Annotated in this window: 18 protein-coding genes and 1 pseudogene; 13 read left to right on the top strand and 6 right to left on the bottom strand. The window is 66.3% G+C overall.

What is annotated here, in order from left to right; all coding sequences use genetic code 11:
* Positions 1 to 303 precede the first annotated feature (303 nt).
* The 6 genes from EJO66_RS07510 to EJO66_RS07485 all read left to right on the top strand — a co-directional run bounded on the left by EJO66_RS07510 (position 304) and on the right by EJO66_RS07485 (position 6780).
* Entirely contained in the window at positions 304 to 690 is a 387-nt protein-coding gene (locus EJO66_RS07510) for a helicase SNF2 (RefSeq protein ID WP_125964865.1), read from the top strand.
* 113 nt (positions 691 to 803) lie between these two features.
* Positions 804 to 1772 carry a Bug family tripartite tricarboxylate transporter substrate binding protein gene (locus EJO66_RS07505; RefSeq protein ID WP_124959501.1) on the top strand — a complete coding sequence of 323 codons (969 nt, stop codon included), beginning with the start codon at positions 804 to 806 and terminating at the stop codon, positions 1770 to 1772.
* A gap of 86 nt (positions 1773 to 1858) precedes the next feature.
* Positions 1859 to 3250: an acyclic terpene utilization AtuA family protein gene (locus tag EJO66_RS07500; RefSeq protein WP_125964864.1), complete on the top strand. Its 1392-nt coding sequence runs from the start codon at positions 1859 to 1861 to the stop codon at positions 3248 to 3250.
* On the top strand, positions 3247 to 3615 hold the full coding sequence (locus tag EJO66_RS07495; protein ID WP_125964863.1) for an AtuA-related protein: 369 nt from the start codon (positions 3247 to 3249) through the stop codon (positions 3613 to 3615). Before EJO66_RS07500 ends, EJO66_RS07495 begins: the two co-directional genes overlap by 4 nt.
* A 43-nt stretch (positions 3616 to 3658) precedes the next feature.
* Positions 3659 to 4630, top strand: a complete 972-nt coding sequence (locus EJO66_RS07490; protein WP_125964862.1) for a Bug family tripartite tricarboxylate transporter substrate binding protein — start codon at positions 3659 to 3661, stop codon at positions 4628 to 4630.
* Positions 4631 to 4692: 62 nt separating this feature from the next.
* Positions 4693 to 6780: an alpha/beta hydrolase domain-containing protein gene (locus EJO66_RS07485; protein ID WP_125964861.1), complete on the top strand. Its 2088-nt coding sequence runs from the start codon at positions 4693 to 4695 to the stop codon at positions 6778 to 6780.
* Here EJO66_RS07485 and EJO66_RS07480 read toward each other — a convergent pair.
* Positions 6777 to 7574: an NAD(P)H-dependent oxidoreductase gene (locus EJO66_RS07480; RefSeq protein WP_125964860.1), complete on the bottom strand. Its 798-nt coding sequence runs from the start codon at positions 7572 to 7574 to the stop codon at positions 6777 to 6779. The genes EJO66_RS07485 and EJO66_RS07480 overlap by 4 nt on opposite strands.
* Positions 7575 to 7663: 89 nt before the next feature.
* Between EJO66_RS07480 and EJO66_RS07475 the strand changes: the two genes are divergently transcribed.
* Entirely contained in the window at positions 7664 to 8557 is an 894-nt protein-coding gene (locus EJO66_RS07475) for a LysR family transcriptional regulator (protein ID WP_124959506.1), read from the top strand.
* 30 nt (positions 8558 to 8587) lie between these two features.
* On the opposite strand, the gene EJO66_RS07470 is transcribed toward EJO66_RS07475, so the two are convergent.
* Complete coding sequence (locus EJO66_RS07470) at positions 8588 to 9457, bottom strand: response regulator transcription factor (RefSeq protein WP_164547785.1); 870 nt, start codon at positions 9455 to 9457, stop codon at positions 8588 to 8590.
* Positions 9458 to 10034: 577 nt separating this feature from the next.
* On the opposite strand from EJO66_RS07470, the gene EJO66_RS07465 reads away from it, so the two are divergent.
* The 5 genes from EJO66_RS07465 (at position 10035) to EJO66_RS07445 (ending at position 19885) form a co-directional block, all read left to right on the top strand.
* Positions 10035 to 13691 carry a beta strand repeat-containing protein gene (locus EJO66_RS07465; RefSeq protein WP_125964858.1) on the top strand — a complete coding sequence of 1219 codons (3657 nt, stop codon included), beginning with the start codon at positions 10035 to 10037 and terminating at the stop codon, positions 13689 to 13691.
* An 88-nt stretch (positions 13692 to 13779) separates the two neighbouring features.
* On the top strand, positions 13780 to 15540 hold the full coding sequence (locus EJO66_RS07460) for a type I secretion system permease/ATPase (RefSeq protein WP_125964857.1): 1761 nt from the start codon (positions 13780 to 13782) through the stop codon (positions 15538 to 15540).
* Positions 15537 to 17264, top strand: coding sequence for a type I secretion system permease/ATPase (locus EJO66_RS07455; RefSeq protein WP_125964856.1), 1728 nt, complete (start codon positions 15537 to 15539; stop codon positions 17262 to 17264). The genes EJO66_RS07460 and EJO66_RS07455 overlap by 4 nt, the downstream gene beginning before the upstream one ends.
* A 45-nt stretch (positions 17265 to 17309) precedes the next feature.
* Positions 17310 to 18683, top strand: a complete 1374-nt coding sequence (locus EJO66_RS07450; protein WP_125964855.1) for an HlyD family type I secretion periplasmic adaptor subunit — start codon at positions 17310 to 17312, stop codon at positions 18681 to 18683.
* A 2-nt stretch (positions 18684 to 18685) separates the two neighbouring features.
* Positions 18686 to 19885, top strand: coding sequence for a TolC family outer membrane protein (locus EJO66_RS07445; protein WP_240648530.1), 1200 nt, complete (start codon positions 18686 to 18688; stop codon positions 19883 to 19885).
* A 146-nt stretch (positions 19886 to 20031) separates the two neighbouring features.
* On the opposite strand, the gene EJO66_RS07440 is transcribed toward EJO66_RS07445, so the two are convergent.
* Positions 20032 to 20526, bottom strand: a complete 495-nt coding sequence (locus EJO66_RS07440; protein ID WP_206168836.1) for an Lrp/AsnC family transcriptional regulator — start codon at positions 20524 to 20526, stop codon at positions 20032 to 20034.
* Positions 20527 to 20591: 65 nt separating this feature from the next.
* Here EJO66_RS07440 and ilvB point away from each other — a divergent pair, with 65 nt between their 5' ends.
* Entirely contained in the window at positions 20592 to 22391 is a 1800-nt protein-coding gene (ilvB, locus tag EJO66_RS07435; protein WP_125964854.1) for a biosynthetic-type acetolactate synthase large subunit, read from the top strand.
* A gap of 33 nt (positions 22392 to 22424) precedes the next feature.
* On the opposite strand, the gene EJO66_RS07430 is transcribed toward ilvB, so the two are convergent.
* The 3 genes and pseudogenes from EJO66_RS07430 to EJO66_RS07420 all read right to left on the bottom strand — a co-directional run.
* Complete coding sequence (locus tag EJO66_RS07430) at positions 22425 to 23432, bottom strand: alpha/beta fold hydrolase (RefSeq protein WP_164547784.1); 1008 nt, start codon at positions 23430 to 23432, stop codon at positions 22425 to 22427.
* 113 nt (positions 23433 to 23545) lie between these two features.
* Positions 23546 to 24022 (bottom strand): MarR family winged helix-turn-helix transcriptional regulator, encoded by a 477-nt coding sequence (locus EJO66_RS07425; protein WP_124962289.1) that lies wholly within the window; start codon positions 24020 to 24022, stop codon positions 23546 to 23548.
* Between the two features lie 150 nt (positions 24023 to 24172).
* A pseudogene (locus EJO66_RS07420) lies at positions 24173 to 25459 on the bottom strand (hypothetical protein); the annotation flags it as partial.

The following is a 25459-nucleotide window of genomic DNA, read 5'->3' as shown; positions in this document are numbered from 1 at the left end:
GCTGTGTCTTCCATCGCATACCTCCGATCCGGGTTGTTTGTCGAGGCGTCGAATGTAGCGGCCTTGCCGCGCGCTGTGAAGTGCCGTGTGGCGTGTGCGCCCCTGCGCCGGCCGGCCGCTAGCAGCTTTCGCCCATCGCTTCAAAGAGCGGCCGGCTGTTTCCACGTCGCGATTGCCGGGATTCCCTTTTCCAGGGGCTGGTACTCGGATGCCGTCGCAGAATCGATTTCACGGACCACCCCAAAAAAGCAAGAACGGTCCGAAGCCTCCCTCCATCCATTCATTGAATCGAAGGAAATCCGAATGACCGTCTCCAGCTCCAAGCACCTCTGCGCCATCGCGGTGGCCCTCGCGGCCGTCGCCGGTGCCGCCCATGCCGAAACCTATGGCGGCGTCCATCCCCCCACCTCCGCCGAGAGCCGCGCCGACGTGGCTGCCGGGGCCGTGGTGGCCGCGCACACGGGCGATCCCTATGCCACGGGCGCCGATGCAGGCCCGATCTATCCGCCGGTTGCGATGAACAGCCGCGATGCCGTGCGTGCCGAAGCGGTGGCCGCTGCGCGCGCGCCCGACCCGTACGCCGAAGCTGCCTCGTCGGGCGCTGCGCCGATCGCCGCCGGTGCGGTGGATCGCGCGGCGGTGCGGGCCGAAGCCTATGCTGCCGCACGCGGCAACGCGCTGCCGCTGTAATTGCAAGCAACCCGTCCGCAAGGACGGGGGTCCGAGAAAGGAGGCCGGGCCTGCGAAAGCGGGCCCGGTTTTTTTGCGCCGATGTAAGGTTGCGGGCTCAGCAGAGATTGAAAATGAACAAGAGCAAGCTCGCAGCCTTCCTCCTCGCCTGCGCATCGGCGATGGCCGCCTCCGCCCAGGAGTGGCCGACGAAGCCGGTGCGCGTGATCGTTCCCGCGCCCGCCGGCAGTTCGCTCGACCTGATCGCGCGCACGCTGGCCGACCGGCTGCGTCCCATGTGGAAGCAGCCCATCGTCATCGAGACCAAGGCCGGCGCGGGCGGCCTGATCGGCATGGACGCCGTGGCCAAGGCGCCGGGCGACGGCCACACGCTGGGCATCGGCTTCAACGGGCCGATCGCCTTCGGCCCCTACATGTACGGCCGCATGCCGTATGCGCCTGCGCGCGACCTGCTGCCGATCGTGCTCACCACCTCGCAGCCCAACGTGCTGGCGGTGCAGGCCGGCAATCCGGCCAGCACGCTGCCGGAGTTCGTGGCGTGGGCCAGGAAGCAGGGCCACCAGTTCAGCTATGCGTCGGTGGGCGCGGGGAGTTCATCGCATCTGACGATGGAGCTGTTTTGCGGCGTGGCCGGCATCGAGGCGGTGCACGTGCCCTATGCCGGGTCGCCGCCCGCGGGCCTCTCGGTGGCGGCGGGCGACACGCAGGCGCTGTTCACCGTGGCGCCAGCACTGCTGCCGCTCATCCAGGGCAAGCGCATCAAGCTGCTCGCAGTCACGAGCGCGAAGCGCTCCGAACTCATGAAGGACCTGCCCACGGTGGCGGAGTCGGGCTATCCGGGCTTCGAAGCGCTGGCCTGGAACGGCCTGTTCACCGCGAGCGGCACGCCGCCTGATGTCGTTCGCCGCATCAACGCCGATGTGAACACGGTGCTGCAGGAGCCCGCCGTGCGCGAACTGCTGGCCAACCAGGGCCTGGTGGCGGGCGGCGGGTCTGCCGAAGAATTCAGCGCGTTCATCGACAGCGAGGGCCGCAAGTGGGGCGCGATCATCGCCAAGCGCGGCATCCGGCTCGCTCAGTGAGATTCTTCGAATGATCTGAAATTCGGATCAATTGATCCGAATTTTCGATTTTACGGATGACGGCGGCCTGCCTACAGTCCGCCTTGATGAATGCCAATGCACCGCCTCCACTGCTGATCGGCTGCGCAGCCGGATTCTCCGGCGACCGCACCGATGCGGCCGGGCCGGTGGTCGACACGCTGATCGCGCGGCTCGCCGGCGGCCCCGCGGGCCAGCGCGCTTTCCTGATCTTCGAGACGCTGGCCGAGCGCACGCTCGCGCTCGCCCAGCTGCGACGCCGCGACAACCCTGACGCAGGTTACGAGCCGCTGCTCGACGCCATGCTGCGGCCCGTGCTGGCGCGCTGCCTCACGCACGGCATCCGCATCGTGAGCAACTTCGGCGCGGCCAATCCGCGCGCCGCAGCCCGCCATATCGCCCGCATGGCGCGCGAACTCGGCGCCGATGCGCCGCGCATCGCGGTGGTGGAGGGCGACGACCTCTCCGGCCCCGCGCACCGTACGCTGCTGCATGAAACGCTGGGCGCGCAGATGGAGGGCCTGCGCATCGTCAGCGCCAATGCCTACATCGGCGCCGAGCCGATCGCCGCCGCGCTCGATGCCGGCGCGCAGATCGTGGTGTGCGGCCGGGTGGCCGATCCTTCTCTCGCGGTCGGCCCCGCCATGTCGCACTTCGGCTGGCGCGCCGACGACTGGCACCGGCTGGGCCGCGCCACCATGGCGGGCCACCTGCTCGAATGCGGCGCGCAGGTGTGCGGCGGCTACTTCGCAGACCCGGGCTACAAGGATGTGCCAGGGCTCGACGCGGTGGGCTTCCCGATTGCCGAGATCGACGCCGACGGCCACTGCACCATCGGCAAGGCCGATGGCACCGGCGGGCTCGTGAGCGAAGCCACGGTGAAGGAGCAGTTGCTCTACGAAGTGCACGACCCGAGCGCCTACCTCACGCCCGACGTGGTGGCCGACATCGCCGAAGCCGAGGTGCGCGCGCTGCCCGGCAGGGACCGCGTCGAACTCTCCGGCGTGCGCGGCCACGCGCGGCCGAGCCACTACAAGGTCAACGTCTGCCATGAAGGCGGCTGGCTCGCCGAGGGCGAAATCTCCTACGCGGGGCCGCGTGCCGAGGCGCGTGCGCGGCTCGCGGGCGAGGTGCTGCGCAAGCGGCTCGACGGGCTTGCGCTGCGCGTGGACCTGATCGGCGCGCTGAGCATCCTGGGCGACGATGCCGGCCGCATGCTCGCGGACACGCCCGACACCGGCCTGCGCGACGTGCGCCTGCGCGTGGCCGCCACGCATGCGCAGCGCGCGCAGGCCGAGCGCCTGGCGCGCGAAGTCGTGGCGCTCTACACCTGCGGACCCGCGGGCGGCGGCGGCGTGCGCACCGCGCTCACGCCACGGCTCAATACGCTGTCGTGCCTGCTGCCGCGGGAGGCGGTGCCGGTGCGCTTCGAACTGCTCGGCGCGGAGGCCCTGGCATGAACACATCGACCGACGACATGATCGAAGTGCCGCTCTACCGCGCGGCACACGGCCGCACCGGCGACAAAGGCGACCGCTCCAACATCAGCGTGATTGCCTGGCACGCGGACCTCTACCCCTTGCTGGCCGAGCAGCTCACGCCCGAACGCGTGTCGATGCAGTTCCGCCACCGCGCACCGGCACGGGTGCAGCGTTTCCTGCTGCCCCGGCTGCATGCGATGAACTTCGTGCTCGACGCGGTGCTCGACGGCGGCGTCAACGATGCGCTGAACCTCGACGCGCATGGCAAGGCGCTGTCTTTCCTGTTGCTCGACATGCCCATCCGCGTGCCGCGCGCGCTGGCGCCGCTGCTGACAGGGCCATAGCGGTCATCCTTTTTTCCTTACCCATCCCTCCGGAGACAAAACAATGAAACGACGTTCCCTGACCCTTTCGGCTGCCGCGCTGGCCCTGGTGCCGCTGCTGGGCCATGCGCAGCAACAAGCCTTTCCAGAAAATCCCATCACCTTCGTCGTGCCCTTTGCGGCCGGCACGGCCACCGACCAGATCGCGCGTGCGCTGGGCAACAGCATCACGGCCGAAACGAAGCAGCCGGTGGTGATCGACAACAAGGCCGGCGCGAGCGGCTTCATTGCCTCGCAGCAGGCGGCCAAGGCCGCGGCCGATGGCTACACCGTGCTGATCACCACCAACACCACGCATGCTGCCAACGAGCACCTGTTCAAGAAGCTGCCCTACGACCCGGTGAAGGACTATGCGCCCATCACCGCACTCGGCAAGGGCGGCCAGATCATGGTGGTGAATCCGTCGTTCCCCGCCAAGAGCGTGGCCGAGTTCGTGGCGCTCGCCAAGAAGGAGCCGGGCAAGTACAGCTTCGGCAGCGGAAGTTCGTCCAGCCGCATGGCGGGCGAGCTGCTGCAGCAGATGGCCGACATCAAGCTGCTGCACGTGCCCTACAAGAGCAACACGCTGGCCGTCACCGACCTGCTGGGCGGGCAGATCCACATGATGATCACCGACGCGGCCACCGGCCTGCCGCAGGTGAAGGGCGGCAAGCTGCGCGCGCTGGGCGTTTCGAGCGCGGCGCGTTCCCCGCTCGCACCCGACGTGCCCACCATTTCGGAGGCCGGCGTGAAGGGCTACGAGATGGGCTACTGGTTCGCGGCCTATGCGCCAGCGAAGACCCCGCCGGCCGTGGTCAAGCGGCTCAACGAGCTGCTGGTGAAGGCTGCGAAGAGCGAGTCCGCGAAGACGGCTTTCTACGAACCCACCGGCACCGAGGTGTTCACCACCTCGCCCGAAGAACTCGCGAAGTTCCAGACGGCCGAGTCGCAGAAGTGGGGCCGCATCGTGAAGGCCGCCGGCATCGAAGCCGAGTAGGGCGCGCGCCGGCCGCAGCGGGGATCGGCACCGCGCAGACACCACAACGAAGGAGACAAACCATGAAACGCTGGAGCCTGTTGGCTGCCGCGGTGGCTTCGGCCGCCCTTTTTCTGAGCGCATGCGGCGGAAGTGGTGGCGGAGGCGGTGGCTTCGTGCTGCCGCCGCCGGCCGCAACCGCGCCGCCGCCGGTGGCCGCCGAAGCACCGAAGTTCAAGCTCGCCATCTCGAAGACGGAGGACGTGGCCGGCACCTTCGGCAGCATCGGCTCCTACGAGAAGATCACCGGCACCTTCACCGGCGAGGTCGACCCGAAGGACGCGCACAACGCCATCATCCAAGACCTGTCGCTCGCGCCGCTCAATGCCAACGGCAAGGTCGAGTACAGCGCCGACTTCGTGCTCTTCAAGCCCAAGGACATGGGCAAGGCCAACGGCGTGCTGCGCTACGACGCGCCGAACCGCGGCAACATCGTCAACCTCGATCCGTACTTCGCCTCGCGCGGCTATGTGTTCCTCACGGCCGCCTGGCAGGGCGATGTACCGGCCGCGGCGGGCAAGCTCACGCTCCAGGTGCCCGTGGCCCGCAATGCGGACGGCAGCACCATCACCGGCACCTACCGCGCCGAACTGCTGCCCACCGCGGCCACCAACGATTCGCTGCCGCTGCCCGGCGGCCCGTTCAATGCGGCCATGCAGGCCTATGCGACGGCGAGCCTGGACAACACCCGGCCCGGCTACGTGCTCACGCGGCGCGTCAACGAAGCCGATGCGCGCCAGCTCATTCCCGCGAGCGACTGGAAATTTGCCAAGTGCAGCGCCGCCGCGCCGTTCCCCGGCACGCCCGACGAGACGAACGTGTGCCTTCGGGACAAATGGGACCCGGCCTACATGTACGAGCTGGTCTACGTCGCGAAGGACCCGAAGGTCATGGGCCTGGGCCTCGCGGCGGTGCGCGACATGATCGCCTTCTTCCATCGCGAAACGAGCGACGCCGCGGGCACCGCCAACCCGGTGGCGGCCGCCATCAGGAACACCATCGCCTCCGGCGTGTCGCAGTGCGGCAACTTCATGAAGACCTTCGTGCACCTGGGCTTCAACCAGGACCTCGCGGGACGCAAGGTGTTCGACGGCGTGTTCGCGCAGATCGCGGCGCGGCAGACCAACATCAACATGCGCTTCGCCATTCCGGGCGGCGGCGGGGGCGTGCGCACCGACCACACGGCCTTCGGCCAGGCCGGCACGCGCGGCCTTTCGAAGGACTACGTGGACGACGTGGCGCAGCGCCGCGGCGGCATCCTGTCGCGCTGCGAGGCGAGCGGCACCTGTCCCAAGCTCTTCATCGGCTTCAGCGGCACGGAGTTCTATGTGCTGCAGGGCTCGCCGCTGCTGACCGATGCCTGGGGCACGGCGGACCTCGTGCAGCCGGACAACGCGCGCATCTATTACTACGCGAGCACGCACCACCTGCTGGGCCTTCCCTCGCTGTCGGGCGCGAGCGCGGGGGCGCTCTACGCCACCAACGCCAACGCCGGCGTGGTGCCGGTGGTGCGCGCGCTCCACCAGAACCTGGAGGACTGGGTCGTCAAGGGCACGACGCCGCCCGACAGCCAGGTGCCCAAGCTGGCCGACGCCACGCTGGTGCGCCCGCAGCAGCTGAAGTTTCCGGCCATTCCGGGCGCGAACTACACGGGCCTGGTCAACACCTATTCGCTGCTCGACTGGGGACCGAACTACCGGCCGCAGGACGAGAGCGGCATTGCCACGCAGGTGCCGCCGGCCTACCTGGGCCGCGACTATGCCGTCCTCGTGCCGCAGGTGGACGCCGACGGCAACGACATCGCGGGCATCCGCAGCCTCGACGTGGCAGTGCCGGTGGGCACCAACACCGGCTGGAACTACACCAGCAAGCCGGGCACCATCGACCTCGCGGGGCTGTTCGGCGCGTACTTTCCCTTTGCGAAGACGGCGGCCGAACGTTCGGGCAGCGGCGATCCGCGGCCGTCGCTGCAGGAGCGCTACACCGACCAGGCCGGCTACGTCGGGGCCCTGACCGCCGCCGCCGACGATCTGGTCGCCAGGCGCTTCCTGCTGCGCGCCGATGCGGATGCGGCCATTGCCAATGCGGCGGCGAATCCGGTGCTGCCCTAGCGAGCGTTCCTGCCGGCAGGCGCGGCGTGCACCGCAAAGCCCGTCTCGCCCGGCGCGATGTCGTCGCGCAGGGTGAGCGCGGGAATCTCGTAGTCGCCGGCGTTCTGCGGGCGGAACGGGATCGGCTCGGTGGTCGCCAGCGTATCGAGCCGGCGGCCCAGGTCGTCGGTGATGCGCGCATAGGCCGCGGCATCCACCTTGCCGGTGCGGTACACCACGAAGGGCGGCAGCACCTCGAAGCCGGGGTAGTAGAGGATGCCGTGGTGGATGGGAAACAGCAGGTCGTCCATCGGGCCGTTGATGCCGCGCGCACTGTAGTGCGAGGCCCAGCCGCCGGTCGTGACCACCAGCATGGCGCGCTTGCCGGCCATCACGCCCTGGCCGAAGCGGTCGCCCCAGTGCGTGTCGGAATGCTCGCCCACGCCGTACGCAAAGCCGTAGGCGTAGACACGGTCGACCCAGCCCTTGAGGATGGCCGGCATCGTGTACCACCACAGCGGAAACTGGAAGATCACGGTGTCGGCCCAGAGCAGCTTGGCCTGCTCGGCGGCGACTTCCTCGCGCTGGTTGCCGGCCTCGAAGGCGCGCAGCGAATCGGTGACGGGATCGAAGGGCGCGCCGGGCGCGAGGTGCGTGAAGTCGTCGGCGGCCAGCGTCGCCTTCCATTGCATGGCGTACAGGTCGGACACCTGCACCTCGTGCCCGGCCTTGGCGAGGCGTTCGAGCATGAACTGTTTGAGCGAGCCGTTGAGCGAGCGGGCTTCGGGGTGGGCGTGGACAAGAAGGATTTTCATGGCTGCATGGTTCGTCGGATGAAGATGCAGGCAGGTTAGGAGTTGCCGAGCTATATTGGAAATGAATAATCAGGATTCCAGGAATAGCGATGGACAATTTCAAGCGGCTCGACCTCAACCTGCTGCTCACGCTCGACGTGCTGCTGGCCGAACGCAGCGTGACCCGCGCCGCCGAGCGCCTGAACCTGTCGCAGCCTTCGGTGAGCGTGCAGCTCGCCCGGCTGCGCGAGGTGTTCAACGATCCGCTGCTGGTGCCCGCGCAGCGCGGCATGCGGCCCACCGCGCGCGCCGACGAACTGCGCGAGCCGCTGCGCGAAGCGCTGGAGTCTCTGGGCCGTGCGGTGGCGCCCACAAAACCCTTCGACCCCGCCGGGGCGACCACCACCTGGCGCGTCGCCGCGGCCGACTATGCCGAATCGGCGATCCTGCTGCCGGCGCTCGCCGGGCTTCGCGCGGCCGCGCCCCACACGCGGCTGGCCGTGGTGGAGGCGGTGCCCTCGCGCATGGCGCGGCAGCTGGAGCAGGGGGAGATCGACCTGTTCTTCCACACCAGCGTGGGCGCGCCGCCCGGTCTGCACCGGCGGGTGCTGTTCAACGAGCGCTACGTGCTCGCAGGGCGCACAGGCCATCCACGCCTGAAGCGCCGGCCCACGCTTGCGCAGTTCTGCGCGCTGGAGCATATGGTGGTGTCACCGGGCGGCGGCGGTTTCGTCGGCCCCACCGACGAGGCACTGGCGGAAAAAGGCTTGGCGCGGCGCGTGGTGCTGTCGGTGCCGCACTTCCTTTTCATGATGTCCGTGCTGGCCGGCACCGACATGGTCGCGATGCTGCCCGAGCGGCTGGCGCGCGGCGCGCCGGGGCTGCGCGTGGTGGAGGCACCGCTGGAAGTGCCGGGCTACGAGATGGCGATGCTGTGGCACGAGCGGCGGCATCGGGATGCTGGGCATCGCTGGCTGCGGGAGCGGATCGCCGCAAGCCTGTAGGCGCTTGCGGATGCTCGGCGGTCCGGATGGCTACTTGCCCCGGACCTCGAAGGCGCTCTTCATTGCGAGCACCGCCGAGAAGGCATTGGGCCATCCGGCGTAGCAGGAAAGATGCGCGTCGATCTTCGACGCAGCAGTTTCAAGCAGCTCGTTGTCGGTGGCTCCGCCGAGGTGATAGGAGATCCGCGGAAGCTGGCCCCCGGTCACGTTCTTGAAGTAGCCCGCATCACGCGAGACATTCGATGCGGCCACCATCTTGAGTTTCTCCATGGGGAGAGGCGAGGGCGCCGGCTCGAGATGCGAGATGGATCTTTCCGGAACCGGTCCGACGAGCCCGGGCCGGGCGAGATGCCAGCGCCGACTGTGCCGCCCCTGCTTCGCGGACACATGGGCAAGGTGCTTCTTGACTGTGTTGACACTGATCCCGAGTCGCTCGGCGATTTGCTTGTTGGACATGTCCCGGTGCATCAGCGACAGCACCTCGTCCTCGCGTGCGGTCAGCTTGACTGCGGGCGAAGTTGCACTGCATGCCGGCCGTCCGCCGGCTGCCATCAATCGCAGCACGGCCAGATACAGCGCCTGCAATACCGGAGCCGGAAAGCCCAAGGTGCCTGCCAGTACGGCATCCAGCGATTGAGCGAGTTGCTCCGCGTTCGCCGTCCACTCGACGCAGCCGCGGGCCTGGATCCGGATCGCTGCATCCAGGCCCTGGGTCGAAGGCCGCTCCCAGCCGAGCAGCCAGTCGGTGGCGGGAAAGTGGCGGCGCAGATCGTCCAATCTGCCGACAGCCTCTGGCGAAATCAACGCGATGTCCAGGAGCAGCAGACGAGGCGCGTGCTGCCGGCAGCAGGTTTCCAGGTCGGAGAGACTGTTTATCTCCGCGTGCTCGACCTGGTACATCCGCCCGGACCGATGCCTCGAGGCCAACAAGCCGAGTCCGTGCAGCGCCGATGCGCGGCTTGGGCAGGTGGCAATCAGAACCGGAACACCAGCTTCGAATGCGGTGCCCGGCGCGGGAGATGCGATCTGCGGACAAGCGGGTTGAAAACAGTTCGACCTGCTCAACGCGGGGAGCGCGAACGGCGACAGCGCGCGAGAGTCTTGCGCCGATGGCTGCGGATCTGCGTTCCACGCAGAGCCCAGCCTCGCAGACGGGCGTGGGACTTGCTCCATGTTTTCCTCAGGAGGACCTGTTGAATGCAGCTTCGAATTAATGATAAATGGCTACAAGCTTGTCCGGAATGGTTCCTGGCGCTGCAAGGTATCGAGATGTAGGGCGGGTCAAAGCGCGATGGCCGGCGCCGCGCGTCATCCTTTGGGTGACAACTTTCGACCTATGGACAGTGCGCGGGCCTGCGGTTCAGCATCGTTTCCCCTTTGCCGATACGTGAACCTGGTCAATTGCCAGCGAACGCAGTTCATCTCGAGTTGCGCTGTTCTCTGTCGGCCGTATTTTTCCTGACAAGAAGGAGCGAATATGCCGCTGACTTTGACACCTGGTTCGACCGTTACTCTGGACGAAACCACCGGTTTGCAGAACCCTGCCGCTACTCCCACACCTGCGGGGGACGCCGACGACAATGACATCCTCGCAACTTCGCTGCCGACCGCCTTCACCACCCGCCTGACCGCCGTGGGTGCGGGAGCCCCAACCAAGGCCGCCTTGAGTGGCTACAACGGGAGCAACAGCGGCACCAACGCAATCACGCTCAGCGGGACCGGCGCTTTCACCGGTATGGCATTCACGGACGCGAACGGCGCTCCGCTCAATGGCTTGGACAGCGGCCTCAATACCGCCGACGGCGAAGACATCTTCCTGTACACCGACACGACCAACAACAACGTCGTCTACGGGAAGACCGCCGCCGGTGTCGTCGTGTTCGCGGCCTACCTGGAGGAAACGGGAAGCCCGGTGACGGGCGCCAAGATCTGGATGGTCCAGTATGAAGCGATGGCGAACCCCGATGCCGCCAACCCCGACGATGCAGTCAACCTGTTGAACAAGGTCTTCGTCAGTGTCAGCCAGGATACGGAGTTCAACCTCTCAGACGCGCCATCTGGCCAGAACCTGTTCCTGATGTTCACGACGGCCAATCCGACGATCGTCAACGGCCGGATTTCCGACGTGACGATCATCGCGACGGGAAAGGACCCGGCGAATGAATCGACCGGAGTCAGCATCAACACCGGTGACACGATCAACACCAGCAAGGCCGGCGGGCCGACCACGTTCGGCACCAACAGCCAGATGATCACCGAGCAGGAGGGCATCCGCTTCACGTTCGTGACCGGCGCCAGGGCGGACGTCACCATTCCGAACCTGGACCAGAACGAGGCCGATCTGGAGTCGAACATCGACTTCACCGGTATGTTCGGCGCGAGGACTGCCGATTTCGACGTTGTGCAGTTGCAAAGCGGAAAGACTGCCCAGGTCAAGGTCACCGCATACAGCACGGCGGTTGAGTCCGGCAACAGCTTCATCGACGGCTATGCGGGCGATACGATGGTTTCGATCACGAGCGTGCGCGTGCTCGACTCCGTCACCGGAACGGCTCTCGAGACCTTCTCGAACGGCGCCGAGGGCGGACTGAGTTCGGCCATCGCCATCAGCATCACCGATGGCGTTGCGACGATCACCGGCGTCAAGGCCGGCTACTCGATCGAATACACGACGTCGGCGGACCACAACCGCGTACTCGTCGAAAACGGGGCGGCCCTCAATGCCTCGGGCAACACCCACGCGGACTTCGACATCGGGGGGTTCAGGCTGCTCCAGGTTTCCAGCGCAACGGCAGAGGTCGGCTCGCAGATGAATTTCGAGGACGATGGCCCGTCCATCGCGCTGGCGACGCCAACCGACACCGCGGTGGTCAACACGCAGGACGCGGACACCATCGGAGCCAACACCGACTCCGCCACCACGAATTTCGCGACCGCCTTCGGCACGACGTCGAGCAGCTATGGCGCTGATGGGGCGGGCACCACCAACCCGGTCTTTGCGCTGGGCGTGAAAACGCAAGGTGGCGACTCGGGGCTCAAGAGCGATGGGGCGACCATCTACCTGTACCTGGTGAGCGGCAAGGTCATTGGTTCGACATCCGGCACGGAAGCCGGAATTCTTGCCACCAACACCATTTTCGACCTGGCCGTGAGCGCAAGCGGCTCGGTGACGCTGCAGCAGTTCGCCGAAATCGACCACGCACTTCCAGGGGCGTCGTCGAACTACGCGGACCAGGAGGCCACGATGGCCGACGACCTGGTCACGCTCAGCAATACGGTGACGATCACCGACCAGGACGGCGATACCGCGAGCGACTTCAAGCTGCTCGATATCGGCGCCAACATCAAGTTCGACGACGACGGCCCGTCCGTCGTGCTGGCCGCGCCCATCGACACGGCAGTGCTCAACACGCAGGACGCCGACACCATCGGCGCCGCCACCGACTCCGCCACAGAGGACTTCTCGACCGCCTTCGGCGTGACGTCGAGCAGCTATGGCGCCGACGGGGCGGGCACCACCGTCTCCAGCTTCGCGCTTGGCGTGGCCACGCAGGGCGGCGACTCCGGGCTCAAGAGCGACGGCGCCACCATCTACCTGTACGTGGTGGCCGGCACGGTCATCGGTTCGACGGCCGCTACTGAAGCCGACATCACGGCCGGCAACACCATCTTCGACGTCACAGTCAGTGGCACCGGTTCGGTGACGCTGCAGCAGTTTGCCGAGATCGACCATGCGCTGCCGGGCGTGGGGTCCAACTACGCGGACCAGGAGGCCACGCTGGCCGACACGCTGATCACCCTCACCAGTACCGTGACGGTCACCGACGGCGATGGCGACACCGCAACCGATTCCGAGGTGCTCAACATCGGCGCCAACATCCGCTTCGACGACGACGGCCCGACGGTGACCGCGATCTCCGACCTCACCGGCGCGAACGACGGTCTGCCCATTGCGGGAACCTACAACTTCTCCGTGGGTGCGGATGACGTGGACAACGCGTCGACCGACGGCATTGTGCTCAACAGCCTGACCGGCACGACCGGCGGCGGGCGGCCCATCACCGATGCGGCCGTCTCGCACTTTGCCGAGGACGCCACCATGGTCACCTACAACTTCAGCTTCAACTACTACCCCGGGCCCACGTCGACCACGACGCAGGCGGCAACCGGTACGGTCATCTTCAACAAGACGGACGGTACTTTCGCCTTTGATCTGGACCAGGTCTTCGGTGGACAAACGACGTTCTCCACGAGTGCGCCACTGGCCTCCTTCAACTACGACACGGAAGGCAACAACTCGCCGGAGATCGTGGTCCAGCAGTACAGCAGCGACTTCTTCGGCGTGCTGTCCGCCAGGGCGGCCACGCCTCCGAGCGACACCAGCGACCTGGTGTCGGGCAACGATCACGTGTTCACGGCGGGCGAGACCTTCAACAGCGTAAGCGCGGGTTTTGTCAATGTCGCGACCAACACCCTCGGCGTGAACTCCGACACCGTCCAGGCCGGCGAGCTGCTGAATTTCGACTACTACAGGTCGAATCCGGTGAGTGATCCCAACCTGACGAGTCCGCCGCAACGGCCCGGCGCGGCCATTGTCGGCACGGACAGGGCCTATGCCGATGCGATCAACATCACGATCGATCAGATCACGGATGGCGAAGACGTGGCTGTCCTGCTGAAGTTGGTCGGCAAGACGAACAGCGCCGACACGACGACCACGCTCCTGATTGCCAACTCTGCGTCGGACTATCAATCGGCCGGAGGAGGCATGAAGATCGTCAGCATCGGGACGGACGACTACGACAGTGCCAACTACCAGATCGCGGGCGTGCAGGTCCTGAGCAGCACCGAAGACCTCACCGGCACGGGCATCAGCCTGAGTACCCATGACACGGTGAACCTGACGGCAGCCGGAATGAACTATGCCGATACGGCGGACAACGACGTGTTCAAGATCATCAAGATCGACGTGATCACATCGACGACCATCAATTCGGATGTGGACCTGAACTTTGCAGGCCAGCTGATCGACGGCGATGCCGACTACGCGAACTTCGACTTCGATGTCCACCTGGAGATCGATGGCATCGCCAACCTGATCGGCACCACCCAGCAAACGGAGGCCATTGCGTAGCGAGCTCTTCGGCAAGGGCAGCGGCAATGCTGCCCCTTGCCACTTGGCCTGTGGCCAGGCGTGTCAATTGTCGAATCTGCGAGGTGGCATGAAACCTCAGGAAAAGCCCGGCGAACTGCGCCAGGCGGTGACAGCGCTCAACGCCTACTTCGTGCGGGCGGCCTGGTTCAGCGTGTGCTCGGGCCTTCTCTTGCTGGCTCCGAGCGCGTACATGCTCGAGGTGTATGGGAGGGTCGTGAACAGCCGCAGCACGCTCACGCTGGCCATGCTGACCCTGCTGGTGCTGGCCGCCTACTGCCTGATGGAAGTGCTCGACTGGGCGCGCGCCGAAGTGATGTACCGGGCCGGGCAGAAGCTCGATCAGAAGCTGCGCAACCGCGTGTTCGCCGCCATCTTCGAAGCCGGTCTCAAGCGCTTGCCGGGCGGGACCGTGCAGCCGCTCAACGACCTTCGCACCTTGCGGGAGTTCCTGTATTCACCGCCGCTGCTGGCGCTGATGGAAGCGCCGGTGGCGCTGGTCTTCATGGGGCTCATGTTCGCCATCAGCCCCGTGCTGGGCTGGTCGGCCGTGGTGGGCTCGCTGCTGCAGGTGTTCGTCGGTTGGCTCAACGACCGGAACACGCGGCCGCCGCTGGTGTCGGCCAATCGATGCGCGATCGAAGCGCAGCAGTATGCGGATGCGGCGCTGCGAAACTCGCAGGTGATCGAGTCGATGGGCATGCTGCGGGACGTCCATCGCCGCTGGATGGGCAAGCGGCGCGATTTTCTGCAACGAGAGGCCTTGGCCTCGGACCACGCCGGCGCCTACCAGGCCGTCAGCAAGTTCATGCAAGTCGCCATGGGTTCGCTGTTGCTCGGCCTGGGTGCCTGGCTGCTGCTGAAGAACCAGCTCAACGGCGACGCCGGAATGATGGTGGTCGGCTCCATCCTTGGCGGCCGGGCCTTGGCGCCGCTGGTGCTGCTGGTCGCGCAATGGCGCATGGTGGTCCACGCGGGGGATGCATGGCAGCGGCTGGGCAGCCTGTTGAGCGCCATCGCGCCGCGGCCGCAGACGATGCCCTTGCCGCCGCCCAAAGGCGCGCTGCAAGTCGAAAGCCTTGTTGCAGGCGCTCCAGGCGGAGGCTCGGCCATCCTGAAGAACGTGGCCTTCAGCCTGTTGCCCGGCGAGGTGCTTGCCGTCGTGGGGCCCTCTGCCGCGGGAAAGACGACCCTGGCGCGTCTCATCGTCGGGCTTTGGCCGGCGGCAAGCGGCAAGGTGCGGCTGGACGGCGCGGACGTGTTCGCGTGGGACAAGGCCGAGCTCGGTCCGCACATCGGCTATCTGCCCCAGGACGTGGAGTTGCTTGAAGGCACCCTGGCCGAAAACATTGCACGCTTTGGAGAGGTGCGGCCTTCGAAGGTCAAGGAGGCCGCGCTGGCCGTCGACCTGCACGCCTGCATCACGAGCCTTCCGCTGGGTTACGACAGCCCCGTCGGGCCTGAAGGCACGGTGCTGTCGGGCGGGCAGCGGCAGCGGGTTGCATTGGCGCGCGCTCTCTACGGCGAGCCCGCGCTGGTGGTGCTCGACGAACCGAATTCGAGCCTCGACGATGCCGGCGACGCCGCATTGACGGCCGCCATTCTGAAACTCAAGGCGCGCGGCACCACGTTCGTCGTCATGACGCACCGCACCAGCGTGCTGGCGGTGGCCGACAAGATGCTGGTGCTGTGCGATGGCGCGATGCAGGGGTTCGGCGCACGCGACGACGTATTGGCCGCGCTGCGGCAAGCCGGCGAGCAGGCGATGGACCGCTTGCGCAAGGCGGCAAACGCCGCGAGCGTGGCGCCAGAGGCGAGGCCACAGCCATGAACAAGCCATCGTTCTTCAGCCGCAGCGAACTGGCGCGCGCGCTTTGGGGGTTCCGAAGAGAGTTCCTGCTGGTCGGCTCGCTGAGCTTCCTGGCCAACCTGCTCATGCTCGGTCCGACGCTCTACATGCTGCAGATATTCGATCGCGTGCTGTCCAGCCAAAGCGAGATGACCTTGCTCGCGCTGTCCTTGATCACGCTGCTCCTCTTCGTGGCGCTGGCCTTGTCGGAATGGCTGCGCTCGCGCCTCCTGGTGCGGGCCAGCCTGCGTTTCGACCGGCAACTGAGCACCCGGGTGTTCAACGGAAGCTTCCAGGCCTATCTCGGCCAGTCGGCTTCCAGCAAGTCCAGGCCCTTCGCAGACCTCAGCCAGATCCGCCAGTTCCTCACCGGCCCGGGCGTCTTTGCGCTCTTCGATGCGCCCTGGACGCCGATCTACATCACGGTGATCTTCTTTCTTCATCCCTGGCTCGGGGTCCTCGCGCTGGGGTTCGCGCTGGTCCAGGCGGCACTGGCCTGGTTTGGACAGAGGCAGACCGCCGCGCCGTCGGAAGAGGTCCTCAAAGCCGCGGGCGAGACGATGGGCGACCTGCAGAGCAAGCTTCGAAACGTCGAGGTGCTCGAATCGATGGGCATGGTCGCCAATCTGCAAAGGCGCTGGAATCGCCAGCATGCGGCCTCCATGGACAAGGGCGCCTTGGCGCAGGGCGCCATCAACCGCGTTGCCGGCTGGAGCAAATTCATACGCTACAGCCAACAATCGCTCGCGTTGGGGGCAGGCGCGCTGCTGGTGATCGATGGCCAGTTGTCGCCCGGCGCCATGATTGCGGCGAACGTGCTGATGATCCGCGCACTGGCGCCGATCGACCAGCTGGTCGGCACCTGGCGTGGCTTTGTCTCTTGCCGCAGCGCCTTCCAGCGCCTCGAAAGACTGCTGGACGAATTTCCGCAGCAGGACCGTGTCCCTTCCCGGGCCGGGCCGACCGGCACCATCAGCTTGCAAGCTGTCTCTGCAGGGGCCGCGGGGCGAGCGACACCGATCCTCAAGAATATTTCGTTTGCGGTTCCCGCAGGAACCGTGGTGGCGGTGCTGGGCCCTTCGGGCTCGGGCAAGTCGACGCTGGCAAAGGTGATGGTGGGCATCTGGAGCGCATCTTCCGGCTCGGTGCTGCTCGACGGGGTGCCGATCGGTGGCTGGAATCGTCAGGAGCTGGGGCCGCATATCGGCTATCTGCCGCAGGACGTGGAGTTGTTCGGCGGGACCATTGCCGAAAACATCGCGCGGCTCGGCGAGACCGACTCGTACAAGGTGATCGAGGCCGCAAGCAGCGCCGGCATGCACGAGACGATCCTGCGTTTCCCCAAAGGCTACGACACCCCCATCGGCGACGCAGGCAGCCTGCTTTCCGGCGGGCAGAGGCAGCGCATCGGACTGGCGCGTGCGATCTATGGCGACCCGTCGCTCATTGTCCTGGACGAGCCGAATGCCAACCTCGACGACGCCGGGGAGGCCGCGCTGGTGTGCGCCATACGGCAGTTGAAGGCCAAGGGAAAAACGGTGTTCCTGGTGACGCACCGCCAAGGCGCGGTTTCCGTGGCCGACCGCCTCATGGTTCTGAGCGATGGCGTACTGGCCGCGGACGGGCCGCGTGATGCCGTGCTCGCGTCTTTCCGTCGCCCGCAGCCTGCGGTGCGAACGGCGGCCCTGGTGGTGCAGTCGGCTTGAGCCGGCGCCTTCCTCCAGTCATCGATTCATCTCCGGGAGCTTCAAATGGCCAGACCGAATCTTCTCAGGGACGTCACTTCCAACCCCGTGCCGGTCGAGGACAACGATCCGTCGCAGGACGATGCAAATGGCCTCGGGAACGAGTTCGGCCGTGCAGGGCGCATCGGCGCGTGGGCGCTGGCTGCCGGATTCGGCGGCTTTGTGCTGTGGGCTGCATTTGCTCCGCTGGACGAGGGCGTGCCGAGCCAGGGGCAGGTGGCCATCGACACCAAGCGCAAGGCGGTCCAGCACCAGATCGGCGGCATCCTCAAGGAGGTGCGCGTGGGCGAGGGCGATCAGGTCCAGGAGGGCCAGTTGCTTTTCAAGCTCGACGATGCCGCGGCCAGGGCGAGCTTCGAGACCGTGCGGCAGCGGTATCTGGGTTTTCGTGCCATACAGAGCCGGCTGCTGGCGGAACAGGCCGGCCAGAACACCATCGACTTTCATCCGGACCTGCAGGCGGCCGCTTCGGACCCTCTGATCCGGCAGCAGATGTTCAACCAGGAGCAACTGCTCAGGTCGCGCCGCGCCGCCTTGCGCGCCGACCTGCAATCGATTGAAGAGAACATCCAGGGCCAGCAGGAGTTGTCTCAAGCCTATTCAAGCATGTTGGGCAGCCGCCGAACCCAGTTGTCGCTTCTCAACGAAGAACTGGGCCAGACGCGCAAGATGGTCGGCGAAGGGTTTGCCCCGCGCAATCGCCAGCTGGAGATGGAACGCCAGGTTGCCGAATCGAACACCTTCATTGCCGAACTCATCGGCAACATGGGCCGGGCCCGGCGGTCGATCGCGGAGCTTCGCCAGCGTGCCATTGCGAGGCAGCAGGAGTACCACAAGGAGGTGGAAACCCAGCAGGCCGAAGTCAGCCGCGAAGTGCTTGGAGATTTCGAGAAGTTCGTCGCCTTGCGCGACGAACTGGGCCGCACCGAGATCCGCTCGCCCGCTTCGGGGCAGGTGGTGGCGCTGGTGGCGCAGACCGTTGGCGGCGTGATCGCGCCGGGACAAAAACTGATGGACGTGGTTCCTGCCAACGAGCCCTTGCTGCTCGAGACCAGGGTGCCGCCTCACTTGATCGACCGCGTCCGCGCCGGCATACCGGTGGATGTGCGCTTCTCGAGCTTTGCCCATTCTCCGCAGCTCGTGGTGCAGGGCAAGCTGGTGTCGGTCTCCGGCGACTTGCTGGTCGACCCGCAGACCAACGCGAGCTATTTCCTGGCGCGGGTGGCCGTGACGCAGGAAGGGCTGAGGAAGCTCGGCAAACGTTCGCTGCAGCCGGGCATGCCCGTCGAGGTGGTCTTCAAGACGGGGGAGCGCTCGCTGCTCGTCTACCTTCTGCATCCGCTCACCAAGCGCATCGCTGCCTCGATGACGGAAGAATGAAGGTGAAGAAGAACCTGCTGGCATTCGCTGCGGCCGCCGGCCTTTTCTGCGGGCCGGCATGGTCGCTCGACTTGTCGCAGGCCTATGGGGAAGCACTGGAACAAGACTCGACGATCCGGGCGGTGCGGGCTGCCACGGACGCCCGGCGCGAGCGCTTGCCGCAGGCCCGGGCGCAACTGCTTCCCAACTTGTCGGCGAGCGTCTCGCGCTATCGGAACTGGCTGGAAAGAACTTCGCCGGATGCCTCCGGGCAACTCGTCACGGCCGACCTGCGCTACACCAGCCGCAGCGAGGCGCTGACCTTGAGGCAACCCATCTTCCGCATGTACCAGATGGCCGACTACCGCCAGGCGCAGGCGCAGGTCGACGACGCCGAGGCAACGCTTGAACGCGAAACGCAGAACGTCGGCGTTCGGGTGAGCGGCGCCTATTTCGAGGCGCTCCTGGCCGAGGAACATCTTGCGCTGGTGCTGGCGCAGAAGACCGCCTACACGACCCAGTTCGACGCCGCGCAGAAGCGGCTTGGCGCAGGGTTCGGCACGCGCACCGACATCGACGAAGCACGTGCGGCGCTGGACCTCAACCTGGCGCAGGAACTCGAGGCGCGCCAGAACCTGGACTTCACACGCAGGCAGATCCAGAGCCTGGTCAATCGTCCGATCGACAGGCTGGCGCCGCTGGACTCGTCCAGGATGCGGCTCGTCCGGCCGTCGCCCGATAGGCTGGAAGACTGGGTCGAACGGGCCGAAATCAACAGCCCGGAACTCCAGTCGCTCGTCGCGCAGGTGGAAGCGGCCAAATACGAGTTGGAGAAGGCACAAGCCGGCCACTACCCGACCTTGGACGCCATCGTCCAGTGGTCCCGCAACGACAGCGACACGATCAACAACATCAAGACCCGCTACAGCAACAAGTCCATCGGCTTGCAGCTCAGCATTCCTCTTTATTCGGGCGGCCATGTGAGTTCTGCCGTGAGGCAGGCCATCGCAGGGCAGCTGCGTGCAGAAGAGGCCCTCGAGGCCTTGCGCCGCGACCTCGCGGTGCGGCTGCATCGCGAGTTCCGCGGCGTGACGGAAGGCGTCCTCCGCGTCAGGGCCCTCGAACAGGCAGTGCGTTCCTCAGAGCAGGTCGTCATCTCGAACCGCCGCTCGTTCGAGGCTGGCAGCCGCACCTTGCCCGACGTGCTGACCGCGGAGCAGTAGAAGGTCTCCGCCCAGCGTGACCTGGCGCAGGCCCGCTTCGTCTACCTGATGTCGCGGATACGGCTGCAGGCGCTGGCGGGCGGTCCCAAGACGGAGGTCATCGACGAGATCAACGGATGGCTCGTGCGCTGACCCAGCCCCCCCGGTCAGATCACGGGCACGCTGGTCTCCTTCAGCACACGCAGCACGAAGTGCGACTTGCTGTGGCGGATGCCCGGGATCTTGTAGAGCTTTTCGCGCAGCAGCCGTTCGTAGTCGCGCGTGTCGCGCACCGCGATGCGGATGTAGTAGTCGTAGTCGCCCGACACCAGGTAGGCCTCCTGGATCTCCGGAATGGTCGCGAGCACGCGGCCGAAGTCGTAGAGCGTTTCGTCGGTGTGGCTTTCGAGCGTGACCTGGACGATGACCGAATCGTGGTAGCCGAGCTTGGCCGGGTCGACGTCGATGGTGTAGCGCTTGATCACGCCATGGGCTTCGAGCTTCTTGATGCGCGTCCAGCAGCTGGTGGGCGACAGGCCGACCTCGTTGCCGATCTCCTGCAGGGTCTTGCGCGAGTCGAGCAGCAGCACCCGCAGGATCGCCATGTCGATCTTGTCGAAAGATCCTTCTTCATTGGAGGCTGTTTTTCGAAGAGTTTTCATGAATTGGGTCGAAATAGCCAAAAGAAAGAAGCAAATTCTGCATCAGAACCGGAAGAATCGACGGCATGCGACTGCTCGACCTTCCCCTTCCGTCCTCCCTGGCCCTCCACCCCGGAGCCCACGAGGCTCCCAGCCCCGCCGTGCGTGTGCGCAACGGCGCCGAGGCCCTGCTCGACACGCTGGTCGCGTGCGGCGTCGACACCATCTTCGGCTACCCGGGCGGCGCCGCGCTGCCGCTGTACGACGCGCTGCACGGCGAACCGCGGCTGCGCCATGTGCTGGTGCGCCATGAGCAGGCCGCGGTGCATGCGGCCGAGGGCTATGCGCGCAGCACGGGGCGCGTGGGCGTGGTGCTGGTCACCTCGGGGCCGGGCGTGGGCAACACCATCACGGGGCTGCTCGACGCCATGAGCGATTCGGTGCCGGTGCTCTGCATCAGCGGGCAGGTCGCGACCGCGGTGATCGGCACGCAGGCCTTCCAGGAGAGCGATGCGCTGGGCATGTCGCGCCCCGTCACCAAGTGGAACCAGCAGGTGCGCACAGCGGACGACGTGCCGGCGCTGGTGCGCCGCGCGCTCGAGATCGCCGCCTCGGGCCGGCCGGGGCCGGTGCTGCTCGACGTGCCGAAGGATGTTCAGCTCATGCGCCTTGCGCACGGCGCCGCGCCGAAGCCGCTGCGCGCGTTGCGCACGGGCAGGGCGGCGCTGCCGCCGAAGGCCATGCTGCAGCGCGCGGCCGACCTGCTCTCTACCGCGCGCCGGCCCGTGCTCTACGGCGGCGGCGGGCTGATCAATTCGGGGCCGGCCGCCTGCGAGGCCTTCGCGCAGCTGGTGCGGCGCCTGCAGGCGCCTTGCACGCTCACGTTGATGGGCCTCGGCGCCTTCCCCGCGTCCGACCCGAAATTCATCGGCATGCTGGGCATGCACGGCATGCTCGAAGCCAACCTTGCCATGCACGAGGCCGACCTGGTGGTGTGCGTCGGTGCCCGCTTCGACGACCGCGTGACGGGCAAGCTCGACGAGTTCTGCCCGCATGCGCGCAAGATCCATATCGACATCGACCCCGGCAGCATCAACAAGGTGGTGAAGGTCGACGTGCCCATGGTGGGCGACTGCGCGGCGATCCTCGACGCAGTGCTCGCGCTGCTGCCGGCCGGAGGCCTTGCGCCCGGGCGGCTCGCGCCGTGGTGGGAGCGCATCGAGCATTGGCGCGCCCAGGAGTGCCTGCGCTTCGCGCCGCGCGCCGACGAGATCCTGCCGCAGCAGCTGATGTCGTCGCTGCAGCGCGCCATCGCGGGCCGCGACGCGATCGTCTCCACCGACGTGGGCCAGCACCAGATGTGGGCCGCGCAGTACCTGCGCTTCGACAGCCCGCGCCGCTGGCTCACGTCAGGCGGCGCCGGCACCATGGGCTACGGTCTGCCCGCGGCCATCGGCGCGCAGATCGGCCACCCCGGCGCGCTCACTGTCTGCGTGAGCGGCGATGCCTCGGTGCTCATGAACATCCAGGAGCTTTCAACCGCCGTGCAGCACCGCGCGCCGGTCAAGCTGGTGCTGTGCAACAACGGCTACATGGGCATGGTGCGGCAGTGGCAGGAGCTCAACCACGGCAACCGGCTGAGCCACAGCTGGAACGAGGCGCTGCCCGATTTCGTGGCGCTCGCCAAGGCTTTCGGCTGGGGGGCGCACCGTGTGTCGGAGCCTGCCGAACTCGAAGCCGCACTGGCCGAGTGCCTGGCGAGCGACGGGCCGTTCTTTCTCGACGTGCAGGTCGCGGCGCAGGAGAACTGCTTTCCGATGATGCCGTCGGGGCACGGGCACCACCGCGTGATGCTGGCGAAGAACCGGTGGTACGACGAAGCGTGAGGAGAGCGGGCCCGACAGAGGCCCGCCCCTCGCTCAGGACTTGATGAACGCCAGCAGGTCGGCGTTGAACTTGTCCTTGTGCGTGTCGGTCAGGCCGTGCGGTGCACCGGGGTAGACGATGAGCTTGCTGTTCTTCACCAGCTTGGCCGAGGCCAGGCCCGAAGCGCCGATCGGCACGATCTGGTCGTCGTCGCCGTGGATGATCAGCGTCGGCACGTCGAACTTCTTCAGGTCTTCGGTGAAGTCGGTTTCCGAGAAGGCCTTGATCGAGTCATAGGTGTTCTTGTGGCCGCCGAGCATGCCCTGCGCCCACCACGAGTCGATCAGTCCCTGCGAGACCTTGGCGCCCGGCCGGTTGAAGCCGAAGAAGGGACCCGAGGGCAAGTCCTTGTAGAACTGCGAGCGGTTGGCGAGCTGCGCTGCGCGCAGGCCGTCGAACACTTCCATCGGCAGGCCGCCGGGGTTGGCGGCGGTCTTCAGCATCTGCGGCGGCACGGCCGAGATCAGCGCGGCCTTGGCCACGCGCTTGGTGCCGTGGCGGCCGATGTAGCGCGCCACTTCGCCGCCGCCCGTCGAGAAGCCGACCAGGATGGCGTTCTTCAGGTCCAGCGTTTCGATCACCGTCGCCAGGTCGTCGGCGTAGGTGTCCATGTCGTTGCCGTTCCAGGGCTGGCTCGAGCGGCCGTGGCCGCGGCGGTCGTGCGCCACGGCGCGGTAGCCCAGTGATGCCAGGAACAGCATCTGCGATTCCCAGCTGTCGGAATTGAGCGGCCAGCCGTGGCTGAACACGACGGGCTGGCCGGAGCCCCAGTCCTTGTAGTAGAGCTGGGTGCCGTCCTTGGTGACGATGGTGTTGCTCATGGTCTGCTTTCCTTTCGAAGAGGCGTGAACCGCGCCGGCCTTCGGCGCGGCAGTGGAAGCGGCGGATGCCGCCTTGGAGAAGCCGGTCGCCACGAGGGCTCCGGCTGCAATGGAGGCGCCGCCGGCCAGCAGGCTGCGGCGGGTTGGTGTGGCGGTGAGATTCTTGCTGTTTGCGGACATGGTGCGTTCCTTCTTTGGCGTCGTGGTAATTGATGGTTAAAACTATCGCTCGTATGAATATCGCATACGATATAAATGAGAAAAAAAGGCAGGAAGGCGGATGTGGCAGGCCATCACGCGTTCCTGTCGAGGTTGGAACGCAGCGTTCGCAATTGCGTGCGCAGCTTGACGATGTCCTTTGGCGGCAGCTCCATGGCCTGCGCGAGGCATGAAGGAAGGGCCTTGGCCTTGCCGCGAAGTGCCCGGCCTTCGGCTGTGAGCGACACGATCACCTGCCGTTCGTCCGTTGCCGACCGCACGCGCCGGATGAGGCCGCGCGCCTCGAGCCGCTTGAGGAGGGGAGTGAGGGTGGTGGTTTCGAGCGACAGCCGCGCGCAGATCTCGGACACGTTGATGCCGTCCTGCTCCCACAGCACCAGCATGACGAGGTATTGCAGGTAGGTGAGGTCCAGGTCGCGCAGCAGCCCGCGGTACACCTTGTTGAGGCTCAGCATCGTCGAATAGAGCGCGAAGCAGAGCTGTTCATCCAGCGCCAGCGCGTCACCTTGGGGGGCGTCGGCGGATGGGCTGAAGGGTTGCTTGGCGGGCATGGGCCGGATGATACATCGCATGCGATCTAATTGCAAGCGATGGAGTGGCAAATGCCCGATGAGCAGACTCTTGCGTTTGTACACCTGGCCGCGTGCCAGGTGAGAAGGGGGCGGCCTTTCTGCCGCCCCCTTGGCCTGGAATGGAGCCCGCTACGCGATCGCTTCTGGCTGGTTGGTCGTGCCGATCAGGTTGGCGATGCCATCGATCTCCAGGTGGACATCGAAGTCGAAGTTCGCGTAGTCGGCATCGCCGTCGATCAGCTGGCCTGCAAAGTTCAGGTCCACATCCGAATTGATGGTCGTCGATGTGATCACGTCGATCTTGATGATCTTGAACACGTCGTTGTCCGCCGTATCGGCATAGTTCATTCCGGCTGCCGTCAGGTTCACCGTGTCATGGGTACTCAGGCTGATGCCCGTGCCGGTGAGGTCTTCGGTGCTGCTCAGGACCTGCACGCCCGCGATCTGGTAGATGGCGCTGTCGTAGTCGTCCTCGCCGATGCTGACGATCTTCGTGCCCCCTCCGGCCGATTGATAGTCCGCCGCAGAGTTGGCGATCAGCAGCCGGGTCGTGGTAGTGTTGGTCGACGCATCGAACAACTTCAACAGGATGGCTACGTCTTCGCCGTCCGTGATCTGATCGATCGTGATGTTGATCGCATCGGCATAGGCCTTGTCCGTACCGACAATGGCCGCGCCGGGCTGTTGCGGCGGACTCGTCGAAGCGGGGTTGCTCACGGGATTCGACCTGTAGAAGTCGAAGTTCAGCAGCTCGCCAGCCTGGACGGTGTCGGAGTTCACGCCGAGGGTGTCGGTTGCGACATTGACGAAGGCCGTACTCTCGCTGGTGAAGATTTCGCCCGTCGTGAACGCGTGATCGTTGCCCGACATCAGATCGCCGGAGTCGCTCGGAGGCCTGGCGGAACTGGCGGACAGCACGCCGAAGAAGTCGCTGCTGTACTGCTGGACCACGATTTCGGGCGAGTTGTTGCCTTCCGTGTCGTAGTTGAAGGAGGCCAGCGGCGAGCTCGTGGAGAACGTCGTTTGTCCACCGATGAGCTGATTCAGATCAAAGGCGAAAGTACCGTCCGTCTTGTTGAAGACGACCGTGCCGGTTGCCGCCTGCGTCGTGGTCGACGTGGGCCCGGGGTAGTAGTTGAAGCTGAAGTTGTAGGTGACCGTGGTGGCGTCCTCGGCAAAGTGCGAGACGGCCGCATCGGTGATGGGCCGCCCGCCGCCGGTCGTGCCGGTCAGGCTGTTGAGCACGATGCCGTCGGTCGACGCGTTGTCCACGTCGTCGGCGCCCACGGAGAAGTTGTAGGTTCCCGCAATGGGCAGACCGTCGTTCGCGCCGGTGAGGTCGGAGATCGCGGTCACCGTCGGGCCGTCGTCGTCGAAGCGGATGTTGGCGCCGATGTTGAGCACCTCGGAATCGGT

Source organism: Variovorax beijingensis (assembly GCF_003951285.1).
GTDB lineage: Bacteria > Pseudomonadota > Gammaproteobacteria > Burkholderiales > Burkholderiaceae_C > Variovorax > Variovorax beijingensis.
The sequence above is the reverse complement of the archived record's forward strand: the minus strand, read 5'-3'. Positions and strand labels throughout refer to the sequence as shown.